Source organism: Rhodomicrobium sp. (assembly GCF_047605405.1).
GTDB lineage: Bacteria > Pseudomonadota > Alphaproteobacteria > Rhizobiales > Rhodomicrobiaceae > Rhodomicrobium > Rhodomicrobium lacus.
In genome coordinates, this window is the sequence record NZ_JASGFR010000037.1 from 22,020 (window position 1) to 34,386 (window position 12,367).

Annotated in this window: 11 protein-coding genes; 8 read left to right on the plus strand and 3 right to left on the minus strand. The window is 62.2% G+C overall.

Going from position 1 to position 12,367, the window contains the following annotated elements; genetic code table 11:
- Nucleotides 1–24: 24 nt before the first annotated feature.
- From QM659_RS13700 to QM659_RS13710, 3 genes are all read right to left on the minus strand, one after another.
- Nucleotides 25–1,233, minus strand: a complete 1,209-nt coding sequence (locus tag QM659_RS13700; protein WP_415188836.1) for an ABC transporter permease — start codon at nucleotides 1,231–1,233, stop codon at nucleotides 25–27.
- Nucleotides 1,230–2,009: an ABC transporter ATP-binding protein gene (locus tag QM659_RS13705; RefSeq protein WP_415188837.1), complete on the minus strand. Its 780-nt coding sequence runs from the start codon at nucleotides 2,007–2,009 to the stop codon at nucleotides 1,230–1,232. The genes QM659_RS13700 and QM659_RS13705 overlap by 4 nt, the downstream gene beginning before the upstream one ends.
- 143 nt (nucleotides 2,010–2,152) lie before the next feature.
- On the minus strand, nucleotides 2,153–3,409 hold the full coding sequence (locus QM659_RS13710; protein ID WP_415188838.1) for an efflux RND transporter periplasmic adaptor subunit: 1,257 nt from the start codon (nucleotides 3,407–3,409) through the stop codon (nucleotides 2,153–2,155).
- Nucleotides 3,410–4,080: 671 nt separating this feature from the next.
- Between QM659_RS13710 and QM659_RS13715 the strand changes: the two genes are divergently transcribed.
- The 8 genes from QM659_RS13715 to QM659_RS13750 all read left to right on the plus strand — a co-directional run.
- Nucleotides 4,081–4,833, plus strand: coding sequence for an outer membrane protein (locus QM659_RS13715; RefSeq protein WP_415188839.1), 753 nt, complete (start codon nucleotides 4,081–4,083; stop codon nucleotides 4,831–4,833).
- 321 nt (nucleotides 4,834–5,154) lie between these two features.
- Nucleotides 5,155–5,901 carry an outer membrane protein gene (locus QM659_RS13720; RefSeq protein WP_415188840.1) on the plus strand — a complete coding sequence of 249 codons (747 nt, stop codon included), beginning with the start codon at nucleotides 5,155–5,157 and terminating at the stop codon, nucleotides 5,899–5,901.
- Between the two features lie 314 nt (nucleotides 5,902–6,215).
- Entirely contained in the window at nucleotides 6,216–6,845 is a 630-nt protein-coding gene (locus QM659_RS13725) for a LemA family protein (protein ID WP_127077932.1), read from the plus strand.
- A gap of 9 nt (nucleotides 6,846–6,854) precedes the next feature.
- A complete protein-coding gene (locus tag QM659_RS13730; protein ID WP_415188841.1) occupies nucleotides 6,855–7,820 on the plus strand; it encodes a TPM domain-containing protein in 966 nt (321 codons plus the stop codon).
- Nucleotides 7,821–7,833: 13 nt separating this feature from the next.
- The gene (locus tag QM659_RS13735; protein WP_303484589.1) at nucleotides 7,834–8,451 is read left to right on the plus strand and encodes a TPM domain-containing protein; all 618 of its coding nucleotides are present in this window, start codon (nucleotides 7,834–7,836) and stop codon (nucleotides 8,449–8,451) included.
- A 156-nt stretch (nucleotides 8,452–8,607) separates the two neighbouring features.
- Nucleotides 8,608–9,381, plus strand: coding sequence for a ferredoxin--NADP reductase (locus tag QM659_RS13740; protein WP_303484591.1), 774 nt, complete (start codon nucleotides 8,608–8,610; stop codon nucleotides 9,379–9,381).
- Between the two features lie 198 nt (nucleotides 9,382–9,579).
- A complete protein-coding gene (locus tag QM659_RS13745) occupies nucleotides 9,580–11,451 on the plus strand; it encodes an extracellular solute-binding protein (protein ID WP_415188842.1) in 1,872 nt (623 codons plus the stop codon).
- The coding region (locus QM659_RS13750) for an ABC transporter substrate-binding protein (RefSeq protein WP_415188843.1) at nucleotides 11,448–12,367 on the plus strand (920 nt) is incomplete at its 3' end. The genes QM659_RS13745 and QM659_RS13750, both read left to right, overlap by 4 nt.

Consider the following 12,367-nt stretch of genomic DNA (forward strand, 5'->3'; position numbering starts at 1 on the left):
GCCACGCCGTACCGAAATCCGCCGCTACTCGTGGCGAAGCGCTTCGATGGGATCGAGCCGCGCCGCCTTGCGTGCTGGAAAATAGCCGAAAATCACCCCCACCGCAGCCGAAAAGCCGAATGCCAGAGCGATCACGGAAAGGTCGATGGCCATCGGCACCTTGATCGCGCTCGCGAGCAGCCACGACAGACCGAGCCCGAGCCCGACGCCGATCAGGCCGCCGAACAGCGACAACACCACGGCCTCGATGAGGAACTGCGTCAGCACCTGCCCGGCGAGCGCTCCGATGGCAAGCCGGGTGCCGATCTCGCGCGTGCGCTCCGTCACCGACACGAGCATGATGTTCATGATGCCGATGCCGCCGACAAGGAGGCTGATCGCGGCGACGGCGGATAGAAGCCCGGTCAACACCATGTAGGTGCCCGTGAGCGTGGCGGTGATTTCCTTCATGTCACGCACGAAGAAATCGTCCTGATCGGCGGCCCCGATGCGGCGACGCTCGCGCATGAGAAGCTCCACGGCCTTGAGGGTCTTGGCGGTCGAATGCTGGCTGTCTACCGCGATGTAGATATAGCCCACATCCGTATTGCCCGCGACGCGGCGGTGAAATGTCCGAAGCGGGATCACGACAAGGTCGTCCTGATCCTGTCCGAAGGCGGATTCACCTTTCTCGGCGAGAACGCCGACGATCTCGCAGCTTATCTTGCCGACGCGCATCGACTGGCCGATGACGTCGCCTCCGCCGAACACCTCGCGCTGTATGGTCTTGCCGATGAGGCAGACGGAGCGGCCCGCGCGCAGCTCACCGTCGTTGAAGGCGCGGCCTTCGGCGACGGGCCATTCGCGGGCGGTGAGGTAGGTCGTCTCCGCCCCGGTGACGTTCGTACTCCAGTTCTTGCCGTTGGCGATCGCGGTCGCGGCCCGCGTCGCGGCGGGAGCGACGGCGCGGGTGCCCGCAATCTCGCGGCGGATCGCGTCCGCATCGGCTATTTCGAGCTGACGCGCCACGTCCTGCACGCCGCCTGGCCCGACCGCCTGCCCCGGGCGCAGCACCAGCAGGTTCGTGCCGAGCTTGGCGATGTCCTGCGTGATCTTGTGCGTCGAGCCCTGACCGAGCGTCACCATGGTGATGACCGCCGCGACGCCGATCACCACGCCGAGCGTCGTCAGGAACGAGCGCATCAGATTGCGCCGGATCGCCTGCAACGCGAGCTTGATCGTTTCCCAGATCACGGCGCGGTCGCCCTTTCCTCGATGCGGCTCACGCGCCCGTCCTCCACATGAAGGATGCGCGATGCGTAAACTGCCATCTCCGGCTCGTGCGTGACAAGGATGACCGTCAAGCCGGCATCGCGGTTGAGCGCGGTCAGAAGGTCCATGATTTCGCGACTGCGCGCGCTGTCGAGATTGCCGGTCGGTTCGTCGGCAAGCAGAACCGACGGTTCGGAGACGAGCGCGCGGGCTATGGCGACGCGTTGCTGCTGCCCACCGGAAAGCTCGGAGGGCGTATGCTTCTCCCGCCCGGAAAGGCCGACGAGCGCAAGCGCCGACCGCGCGCGCTCGCGCCGCTCGGAACGGCGCATGCCCCGATAGATGAGCGGCATTTCCACGTTTTCGATGGCGCTCGTGCGCGCCAGAAGGTTGAAGCCCTGGAAGACGAAGCCGAGATAATGGCGGCGAAGCAATGCGCGCTGCACTCGGTCGAGCGCCCCGACATCGATGCCCTTGAACAGATATTCGCCGCTCGTCGGCGTATCGAGGCAGGCGAGAATGTTCATCGCGGTGGACTTGCCCGAGCCAGACGGTCCCATGATCGCGACAAACTCGCCGCGCGCGATGGAAAGGTCCATGCGGTCGAGCGCGCGCACCGCCGCCTCGCCGCTGCCATAGATCTTGGACACCTGCCTGAACTCGGCCAGCGTTTCCACCGTGCCCTCTTTTGCGGGGCCGGCCGGTGCGAGGTGCCAGGGCCGCGCCGCCAGTGTGGGTAGAACAAGCTCGCCGGGCATGCGGTCGTCTCCGTCGAGGTTTGATCCAGAGGCCTCGGGTTTGGCCTAGTGGAGCGAATTTGACATTTGAGGCCCGGTTGCTGCGAGTCCGACATTTGCTCGCAAGCCTGCTGCAAACGGATGCCAATGTCGGAACCAGACCTCTAGTTCGTGCCGCCCTCAAGATCGGTGATGACGGCTTCGCCCGCTTCGAGCCCCGCCTTGACCTGCGTCACGGACTTGTCGCTCGGCCCGACCCGGATCCGGAGCGCGACCGGCTTGCCATCCTTCAGCACATGGACGCGTCGTTCGTTCGTGCTCGTATCGGTTACAGGCGTCGACGGCTGCATGCGGGGCATCTTGAACAGCGAGAATCCGCCGCGTTCCTTCCTTGGCGGCGGAGGCGGAGCGAACCGCAGCGCCGCATTCGGTATGAGAACCGCGTCTTTCGCCTCGTCCACGACGATATCCGCCGTGGCCGTCATGCCAGGTCTGAGCACCAGGTCGGGATTATCCGCGCGCAGGATCGCCTTGTAGGTGACGACGTGATTGGTCGTGTCCGATGCGAAGCGAACCTGTTCGATCCGCGCCGGAAAGCGCCGCCCCGGATAGGCTTCCACCGTGAATGTCGCCTTCTGGCCGACGCGTACCTTGCCGACATCGGCCTCGTCGATATCCACGCGCAATTCCACGCGCTTCAGATTTTCCGCGATGACGAAAAGCACGGGCGGCTGGAAGCTCGCCGCCACGGTCTGCCCAGGCTCCACGCTGCGCTTCAGCACGACGCCGTCCACGGGCGAATAAAGCTTGGTCTTGGAAAGCGCTGTTTCGTTCTGCTTCAGTTCGGCTTCCGCGACACGAACGTCGGCCTTCGCGCTGTCGACGGTCGCGGCGGCGCGGCCAAGATCGGCGCGGGCGAAGTCGAGCGTGGTGTCGGAGGTGTAGCGCGATGCGTTCAGCGCCTTCTGCCGGTCGAAGTTCTTCGAGCGTTCGAGCGCGGTCGCCTCGGCCTGAATGACGCGCGCCTTCGCGGCGGCGAGCGCCGCCTTGCTGCGCTCGACCATCGCATTCAGAGTAACCGTATCGAGTTCCGCCACGACCTGCCCGGCTTTCACCGTGTCGTTGTGATCGACGAGCACCTTGCGGATGATGCCCGAAAGCTCGCTGGAAACATCCACCTGATTGGTGGGATACACGGTGCCGGTGGCGGTGACGGTCACGGTGAGATCGCCCTTCACGGCGGGTTCCGTGACATAGAGGGGGCCGCTCGTCCCGTTCCTGTGCGCATAGGCGTAATAACCGCCGCCCAAGGCGAGGGCTGCCAGCAGCAGCCAGAGCCACCGGAAAGAACGCCGCCTTCTCCGGACGCCGAGAACGGCGCGGATATCACCGGCTTCCGGCGGTCTTTCGATAACGTTCATGGCCGTGCCCAAGCTTACGCAAAACCAGTACCCACAAAACCGGGTATACGCTTCAGAGCTTAAACTTTTTCCAAAGTATCAAGGTGAAGGTCTAATCGACAATTTTAGGTAGCGGGCGGCGATCGCGTTCCGAATGCGCTATCGATGCTTCGGCTTTGTTATCGGCGCGTTACCTTGGTTTATCAAAAACGCAGTCGAATAGGGTGCGTTTGAGCGTGGGAGGATCGATCCCCGGCGCGCACCGCAATCAGGCATTGCGCGTCCTGCTCTCACAAGCTTTTGGCAGCGCCGCTATCCCGCTCCCAATGCGCAAGAGCCAAGCCTGAGGCGACGATCTATTCGCGTATTCGAATATAGTTCGAGTTTTCCTTGGGTTAGCGTTGCCCGCAACTATCCCGCCACACGTTATTTGCACCTGTTCGAGTAACAGCGACAATCAGTGCGTGTATTATTCAGCATTACTGCAACCAAAGATAGTAAATCTGTGGCATGCCGGATACAGGGCTCGCCCAACTTCAAATAAGTCTATTGTCGACCAGATACACGCGCTCGAATCGATGCTAGCTCTACAGTGTCGGGCGATGCAAGAACTTGAGAAATCCTATCGAGGCTTTCTCGCACGCGTTGGTGCTGCGTCGAGTTTCTGGGCAATTTTAGGGGACTACAAACAAATGAAGAAGACATTCATCGCGACCGCTTCGGTTGCGGCTCTCTTCGCCATGGGCGGTTCGGCAATCGCTGGCGATCTCTATGCCAAGGGCGGCTACAAGGACGCTCCCGTCGTCGTTGCTGAACCCACCTGGACCGGCTTCCATGTTGGCCTCGGCGTCGGCGCCGAAGCGGTAAACCACGACCTCGATTTCTCTGAATATTACGGAAGCAATAGCCAGTCGCTCGCCGGCCTTGATGGTATCAGCGCCACGGGCGTTATCGGCACGGTCGAAGTCGGCTACGATCGTCAGTACGGCAACTTCGTCGGCGGCGTGTTCTTCAACTACGACTTCGGCGATGACGTCAGCACGGACGCCCATCTCGGTCCGATCAACGCCAGCTTCAAGCAGACAGACTCGTGGACTGTTGGCGGCCGTCTCGGTTATCTCGTGAATCCGAGCACGCTCGCCTACGTGCTTGGCGGCTACACCGAATCGACCTTCGAACTCGGCGTTTCTGAATTTGGGTTCTCTAAAGATGTGGACTACAGCGGCTGGACGATTGGCGGCGGTCTCCAGACCCGGCTCGGCGGCAACTGGTTCCTGAAGGGCGAATATCGCTACACCGAATTCGACACGAACAGCTACAAGTTCGAAGAATGCGAGAATTCAGGCTACAAGCTTAAGGTCGACACCTCGGTGCAGACGGCTCGCCTCGTCCTCTCCTACAAGGCGGACCTCTTCGGCGGCGAACTTCCCGTTCCGCTGAAGTAGTCACCGCTCTCAGCGCACTGACCGTCCCCCATCAGGTCAGCGAAGCGCTCCTGCGAAAGCCGGAGCGCTTTGGTTTTTCGGGGGGACGGATCGGCGATTGCCCCGCGAAAGCGGGGCTTTTTTTCGCTCCCCGCCGCCATAGGCTGTTGCACCCCCGCAACATTGCCTCAGGTTGTGCAACCTATAATTGAAATTGCGTGTAATGCGCTCGAATCTGCTCTAGGAATAGGTCGTTGTTTTCAGGTCCGACCATGCTTTTTGGGTCCGGCTTTCCCGTAGGCGTTGCGTTCGCGTTGCAACTTTTGGGGGATCATTCCTAAAATGAAAAAGACTTTTGTGGCGGCTGCGTCGGCGGCTGCGATTTTCGCGATGACCGGCTCTGCGCTCGCCGGCGACCTCTATGCGAAGGGCGGCTACAAGGACGCTCCGGTTCTCGTTGCGGAACCCACCTGGACCGGCTTTTACATCGGTCTCGGCGTCGGCGGCGAAGCGGTGAACCACGATCTCTCTGCGACCGAGTATGATTCCGGTGACAAATACACCATCGGCGAGCTGAACGGCATCAGCGGCACGGGCGTGATCGGCACTGTCGAAGTCGGTTACGATCGCCAGTTCGGCAACATCGTCGCGGGCGTGTTCTTCAATTATGACTTCGGCGACAATGTCAGCAGCAGCCTTCGTTTCAACGATTTGACTGTTGAGGCCAAGCAGACCGATTCCTGGACCGCTGGCGGCCGCCTCGGCTATCTCATCAATCCGGGCACGCTGGCTTACGTGCTTGGCGGCTATACCGAATCGACCTTCGAACTCAGCCTTCCCGGGTTCGGCTCGGTGGACGGAACCTTCGGCGGCTGGACGGTCGGCGGCGGTCTCGAAGCGCGCCTTTCCGGCAACTGGTATCTGAAGGGTGAGTATCGTTTCACGGAGTTCGGTGAAAACAGCGCCATCCTGTTGGGCGATAAAGAAGACGGGATTGGTGCGACCATCGACACCTCGGTGCAGACGGCTCGTCTCGTGCTCTCCTACAAGGCGGACCTGTTCGGCGCCTCCGTCGCTCCGCTGAAGTAGTCAACGCTCTCGGCGAAGAACCGTCCCCGCGGTTTGCGAAGCGCTCCTGCGAAAGCCGGAGCGCTTCGTGGCTTTCGGTTCGCAGCGACGCCACGCCCGCAAAACGGTACTTCGACGCTTCGGGGCAAAGTCCGGCCGATGCGCTCAGCTTTATTCAACCTGATGCGTGGATACGGCTTTATTTCTTAAGCCAGACACCGTTTTGCCGATCAAGTTGCGACGCCATCTGACGGAAACGGGTTCTTCCGAATTGAAGCGTACCCTTGACTGCACTACGTAGCTCTTGCTTCGAGACAGTTTTTCAGGGGAAGCCGATGCTTAACCGTTCGATATTCCGGCTCGCGCCAGCAGCCGCGCTGATCGCCGTCGCGCTCGTGCTGTCGGGCTGCGGCATCAACACCATTCCGTCATACGAGCAGCAGGCGAAGGCCGCGTGGTCCGAGGTGCAGAACCAGTACAAACGCCGCGCCGACCTGATCCCGAACCTCGTCGAGACCGTGAAGGGCTTCGCCGCGCAAGAGAAATCCGTGCTGACGGACGTTGTCGAGGCGCGCGCCAAGGCCACGCAGGCGCAGATCAACCTGCCGCCGGACGTGCTGACCAATCCCGAGGCGCTGAAAAACTTCCAGGCGGCACAGGCGCAGCTTACGGGGGCGCTAGGACGCCTGCTCGCGACGGTCGAGAATTACCCCGATCTCAAATCGAACCAGAACTTCCTCGCGCTGCAAAATCAGATCGAGGGGACCGAGAACCGCATCGCCATCGCGCGGCGCGATTACATTCAGGCCGTCCGGCTTTATAATACCGAGCTGAACACGTTCCCCGGCCGCATCTGGAAGGCGGTGCTCTATTCCAACGCGAAGGACATGGCGACGTTCGAGGTGCCGGTCGAAGAGACGCAAACGCCGAAGGTCGATTTCGGAACGAACAAGCCGAAGCCGTAGCGGGTCATCATGAGCATCGCGCGGCGGGGTGAACATGGCGTCCCGGAGCGGCCCCGCGCCGCCGCCGGGGCGTCGCTTCCGCAGCGTCTCGCCGTGTATGGAGCGCGGCGCGACGCCGTCGATTTGTATTGTCGATCAGCGCCCGCGCGTCCGATCGCTGCCTGTTTGACGCTGGCCGATGCAGGGGGGCTGGCGCGGATCGTTGCGGCGCTCGTGCTGCTTGCGCTCATCGCCACCGCACTCGGGCCCGCCCGCGCTGCGCCGGCCTTCCCGCCGCTCACCGGCCGCGTGGTCGATAATGCGCACCTCCTCAGCCCCGCCGACAAGGCCGCGCTCGGCGCCGAACTCGCGGCGCTTGAGGCGAAGTCGAGCGACCAGCTCGTCGTCGTCACCACGCCGTCGCTGCAAGGCTATCCAATCGAGGATTACGGCTATCAGCTCGGCCGCGCGTGGGGCATCGGCCAGAAGGGCACGAACAACGGCGTGCTGCTCATCGTCGCGCCGAACGAGCGGAAGGTGCGCATCGAGGTCGGGCGCGGGCTCGAACCGCAGCTCACCGACCTGCTTTCGGCGCAGATCATCCGCAACACCATCCTGCCGCGCTTCAAGCGGGGCGACTTCGCGGGCGGCATCAAGGCGGGCGTGACCGACATCCGCGACGTCATGCTGGGCGACGCCGAGGCCGTAAAGGAGCGCGTGGCCAAGCGCCCGACCGAGCGGCGCGACGCGGACGAGACCGAGGCTCTGGTCGCGTTTTTCATCCTCCTCGCGATTTTCATCTTCATCGCCTGGGCGCAATCGCAGCAGGGAAACCGGCCGCTTTCGACCTCCGGGCCCTTCAACCGCCGCAGCGGCTATGGCGGCCCGATCGTCTTCCCCGGTGACTGGGGCGGAGGACGGCGCGGCGGAGGAGGCGGCTGGTCGGGCGGCGGTGGCGGCGATTTCGGCGGCGGCGGCGCATCCGGCGACTGGTAGGGAGGCACAACTCATGATTTCGCACGCGGATAAAAAAGCCATCGAAACAGCCATCGCGGAGGAAGAAGCGCGCACCTCGGGCGAAATCGTCGTGGTGATCGCGCGGGCGAGCGCCGATTATTATTATGTGCCGTATATGTGGGCCGCGCTTGTCGCGCTTGTCGTGCCGTGGCCGCTCATCCATTGGACCTGGATGCCGGTGCAGACGATCTACATCATTCAGCTCGGCGTTTTCGCGGCTCTCGCATTGCTCCTGCATTATCCGCCGCTCCGTTATGCGCTGGTGCCGGGGAGCGTTCGCCGCCAGCGCGTGCATCAGCGCGCGGCGCAGCAATTCGTCGCGCAGGATATCTACACCACAGCCGGACATACCGGCGTGCTGCTCTTCCTTTCGGTCGCGGAGCGCCGCGCGGAAATTCTCGTCGACGCCGGCATTCACGAGAAAGTGCCCGATGCCGAGTGGAAAAAAATCGTCGACCGGCTTACGGACAGAATCGGAAGGGGCGAGCCGGCGGCGGCTCTGAAGGAAGCGGTTCACGAGATCGGGGGGCATCTTGCAACCCATTTCCCTCCGGATGCAACAAAGGAAAACCTTTTGCCCAATCACCTCGTCATGTTAAATGCAGACTAATTCCAGCGAGCGGCATTCGTCGCAGCGATAAATTCTTGCCGCCATATTGTCTCCGCATAGCTGCCATGCTATTTGCGGCGCGGCATGGAATTGACAGCCATGTAATATGGCTCAATCAACGACACCGACATCACCTCCACAGGGAAAGTTCTGCAAATGGGCGCGTTCTACGAAGAGAAAGTCTTGGCCGTCAAACATTGGAACGGCGATCTTTTCACCTTCCGGACGACGCGCGATCAGACGTTTCGCTTCCGCAACGGCGAATTCACGATGATCGGCCTCAAGGTCGACGGCAAGCCGCTGCTGCGCGCCTACAGCATGGCGTGCGCGAACTACGACGACACGCTCGAATTCTTCAGCATCAAGGTCCAGAACGGCCCGCTCACCTCGCGCCTTCAGCATATCAAGGAAGGCGATCAGATTCTGGTCGGCAAGAAGCCGACCGGCACGCTCGTCATCGACAATCTGAAGCCCGGCAAACACCTGTATCTGCTCAGCACCGGCACGGGCCTCGCGCCCTTCCTCAGCATCATCCGCGACCCGGAAACCTATGAGGCGTATGAGAAGGTCGTTCTCGTTCACGGCGTGCGTCAGGTGAACGACCTCGCCTATAATGAGTGGCTCACGAGCGAGCTGCCGCGCGACGAGTTCCTCGGCGAGATCGTGCGCGACAAACTCGTCTATTATCCCACGGTCACGCGCGAACCCTATCGCAACACGGGGCGAATCACCGACCTCATGACCTCCGGCAAGCTTTACAGCGACATCGGGTTGCCCCCGCTCAGCCGCGAGGACGACCGCGTCATGATGTGCGGCAGCCCGGCGATGCTGGCCGACATCAAGGCGCTGCTTCTCGGCCTCGGCTGGGACGAAGGCAACCACGGCGAGCCGGGCGACTTCGTGCTCGAAAAGGCGTTCGTCGAGAAGTAGAGCCTGCGCTTGCTCCTCGCCCTTATCTTCCAGAGCCCCGGAGCGCTTGCGCCTCGGGGCTTTTTCATGCCTCGACCCTGCCACGCCGCGTCCGTCCACAGACTTTGCAAGTCCTCGCCCCGCATGAAGGATCTTTAAGTGGAAGAGGGCATGCTGCGTGCTACCTTCGAAAAATGTGAAAAGAAGGTCGCAAGCCTCATGCCTCATTTGGTGCATTTGTTCTTCGCCGCGCTGATCGGACTTTGCCTCGCTGCGCCCGCGTTCGCCGAGCCGGAAAAACACCATGCGCTTTCGCTCGTGCGCGAGCCGAAATATCCGGCGGATTTCAAGCACTTCGACGGGGTGAACCCGAACGCGCCCAAGGGCGGCACGGTGCGCCTTTCCTCAGCCGCGCCCTATGACAATCTCAATCCGGCGGTCTTTCGCGGCAATATCGCGCCGGGCGTGGCGCGCGGCGCGGACCTCGTTTTCGAAGCGCTCATGGCTACGTCGCGCGAGGAGGGCTCAACGCAATATTGCCTCCTGTGCGAGTGGGTCAGTTTCCCTGAGGATCGCTCGTCCGTCACGTTCAAGCTGCGCGAAGGCGCGCGCTGGCACGACGGCGTCGCCATCACCCCTGAAGACGTGATCTTCAGCATGGACGTCGCCAAGGGCAGGGATCCCGAGACCGGCGCGCCGTGGCAGCCATTGCTCGCGCAGTATTACAAGAATGTCGTCAAGGGCGAGAAGACCGGCGATCATGAGGTGACATTCACCTTCGATGTCTCCGGCAATCGCGAACTGCCCTTCATCGTGGGCGAACTCGTGGTGTATCCGAAGCACTGGTGGGAAGGCCGCGACGAAAGCGGCAGGGCGCGCGACATCTCCAAGACCTCGCTCGAACCGCCGCTCGGCTCCGGCCCGTACAAGGTCAAGGCGACGCGGCCAGGCGAGTGGATCGCCTTCGAGCGCGTGCCCGCCTATTGGGGCCGCGATCTCCCCGTGCGCGCGGGCGAGAACAATTTCGACACGCTCGAATTCCAGTATTACGGCGATCTGAACGTGTCGATGGAGGCGTTCAAGGCGGGTCAGTATGACTTCCGAACCGAATCGAGCGCAAAGGCCTGGGCCACGGCCTATGATTTCCCGGCATTGCGCGATGGCAAGGTGGTCAAGCGCGAGGTGAAGCTTGAGACACCGAAACCGATGCAGGGCTTCGTGTTCAATATCCGTCGCCCGAAATTCGAGGACATACGCGTCCGCCGCGCCTTCAACCTCGCTTTCGACTTCGAGTGGACGAACCAGAACCTGTTCTTCGGGCAATACACGCGCACGAACAGCTTCTTCGAGGGGCAGGAACTGGCCGCCACGGGGTTGCCTTCGCCCGCCGAGCTGGAGCTTCTCGAACCTCTGCGCGACAAGATCCCGCCGGAAGTGTTCACTGAGGTATTCAAGAGCCCGGTGAACAAGGATCCGACCGACTTCCGAACCAACTTGCGTCAGGCTGCGCGCCTTCTCAAGGAGGCGGGTTACAACGTCGTCAACAACAAGCTGGTGAACGCGCAGGGCCAGCCCTTCACGGTCGAATTCCTCATCGAATCCGAGGCGTTCCAGCGCATCATCCTGCCTTACGTCGAAAACCTGCGGCGGCTCGGCATTGATGCTAATGTGCGCATGGTGGACTCCACCGAGATGAAGCGCCGCGAAGACACGTTCGATTTCGACATCATCGTGGGCGTCTTCGCGCAGTCGGAATCGCCGGGTAACGAGCAGCGCGAATTCTGGAGTTCGGCCGCCGCCGACCAGACCGGCAGCCGCAATGTGATCGGCATCAAGAGCCCTGCCGTCGACACGCTCGTCGACAAGATCATCTTCGCGCCGAACCGCGATGCGCTCGTCACGGCCTGCCGCGCGCTCGACCGCGTTCTGCTATGGAGCGCGTTCGTCGTGCCGCAATGGCACTCGGCGACGTCCCGCATCGCTTACTGGAACAAGTTCGGGTCGCCCGATCCGCTGCCGAAGCTCACGGTCGGCTTCCCGGATGTCTGGTGGTTCGACGCTGAACTCGCCGCAAAGAACGGGTTGAAATGAGGACTTACGAGGCCGCTGGACTGCCGAAGGCATGGCGCGGAAGCGCATTCGTCGCCGCATTCTTTTCGATGGCCATGCTCGTCCTCGCGGGAGGTGCCTTTGCGGCAGAACGCACGCACGGCCTTTCCTCCTTCGGCACGCTGAAATACCCCGCCGATTTCAAGCACTTCGATTATGTGAACCCGGACGCCCCGAAGGGCGGACGGCTCGCGACGATGCCGACGAGTTCCATAAACACGTTCAACCACTTCAACGCTTATATCCTGCGCGGCGATGCGGCGGAAGGCGTCAGCCTCCTGTTCGACTCGCTGATGGCGCGCGCGATGGACGAGCCGGACGCTGTGTATGGCCTCGTCGCGCATGCAGCCGAAGTGGCGGACGACAAGCTGTCGGCGACGTTCTACCTTCGCCCCGAGGCGCGGTTCAGCGACGGCAGCGCGCTCACCGCCGAAGACGTGGTCTTCACGCTCGACAAGCTCAAGAAGGACGGGCATCCGCGCTATCAGATGTTGCTGCGCGATGTGGTGAGCGCGACGGCGGTCGACCCGCAGACGGTGCGCTATACCTTCAAGGGCGAAAACCTGCGCGATCTGCCGCTGACGGTGGCGCAGTTGCCGATCTTCTCAAAGGCGTTCTACACCGCGAACGACTTCCTGAAAGAAAGCCTCGACCCGCCGCTCGGCTCCGGCCCCTATCAGGTGGGCGAGTTCCGGCAGGGCACGTTTGTCAGCTACAACCGGCGCAAGGATTATTGGGCAGCCGAACTGCCGGTCAATCGCGGGCGGTACAATTTCGATACGATCCGCTTTGAATATTATCGCGACCGCGCCGTGGGCCTCGAAGCCTTCAAGGCGCGCGCCTACGACCTGCGCGAGGAATTCACCTCGAAAAGCTGGGCGACGGAATATGACGTGCC

Excerpts from the sequence above, each read along its gene's own strand:
- QM659_RS13705 (WP_415188837.1), bottom strand. The coding sequence starts at position 2,009 with ATGCCCGGCGAGCTTGTTCTACCCACACTGGCGGCGCGGCCCTGGCAC.
- QM659_RS13710 (WP_415188838.1), bottom strand. The coding sequence starts at position 3,409 with ATGAACGTTATCGAAAGACCGCCGGAAGCCGGTGATATCCGCGCCGTT.
- QM659_RS13715 (WP_415188839.1), top strand. The coding sequence starts at position 4,081 with ATGAAGAAGACATTCATCGCGACCGCTTCGGTTGCGGCTCTCTTCGCC.
- QM659_RS13720 (WP_415188840.1), top strand. The coding sequence starts at position 5,155 with ATGAAAAAGACTTTTGTGGCGGCTGCGTCGGCGGCTGCGATTTTCGCG.
- QM659_RS13725 (WP_127077932.1), top strand. The coding sequence starts at position 6,216 with ATGCTTAACCGTTCGATATTCCGGCTCGCGCCAGCAGCCGCGCTGATC.
- QM659_RS13730 (WP_415188841.1), top strand. The coding sequence starts at position 6,855 with ATGAGCATCGCGCGGCGGGGTGAACATGGCGTCCCGGAGCGGCCCCGC.
- QM659_RS13735 (WP_303484589.1), top strand. The coding sequence starts at position 7,834 with ATGATTTCGCACGCGGATAAAAAAGCCATCGAAACAGCCATCGCGGAG.
- QM659_RS13740 (WP_303484591.1), top strand. The coding sequence starts at position 8,608 with ATGGGCGCGTTCTACGAAGAGAAAGTCTTGGCCGTCAAACATTGGAAC.
- QM659_RS13745 (WP_415188842.1), top strand. The coding sequence starts at position 9,580 with ATGCCTCATTTGGTGCATTTGTTCTTCGCCGCGCTGATCGGACTTTGC.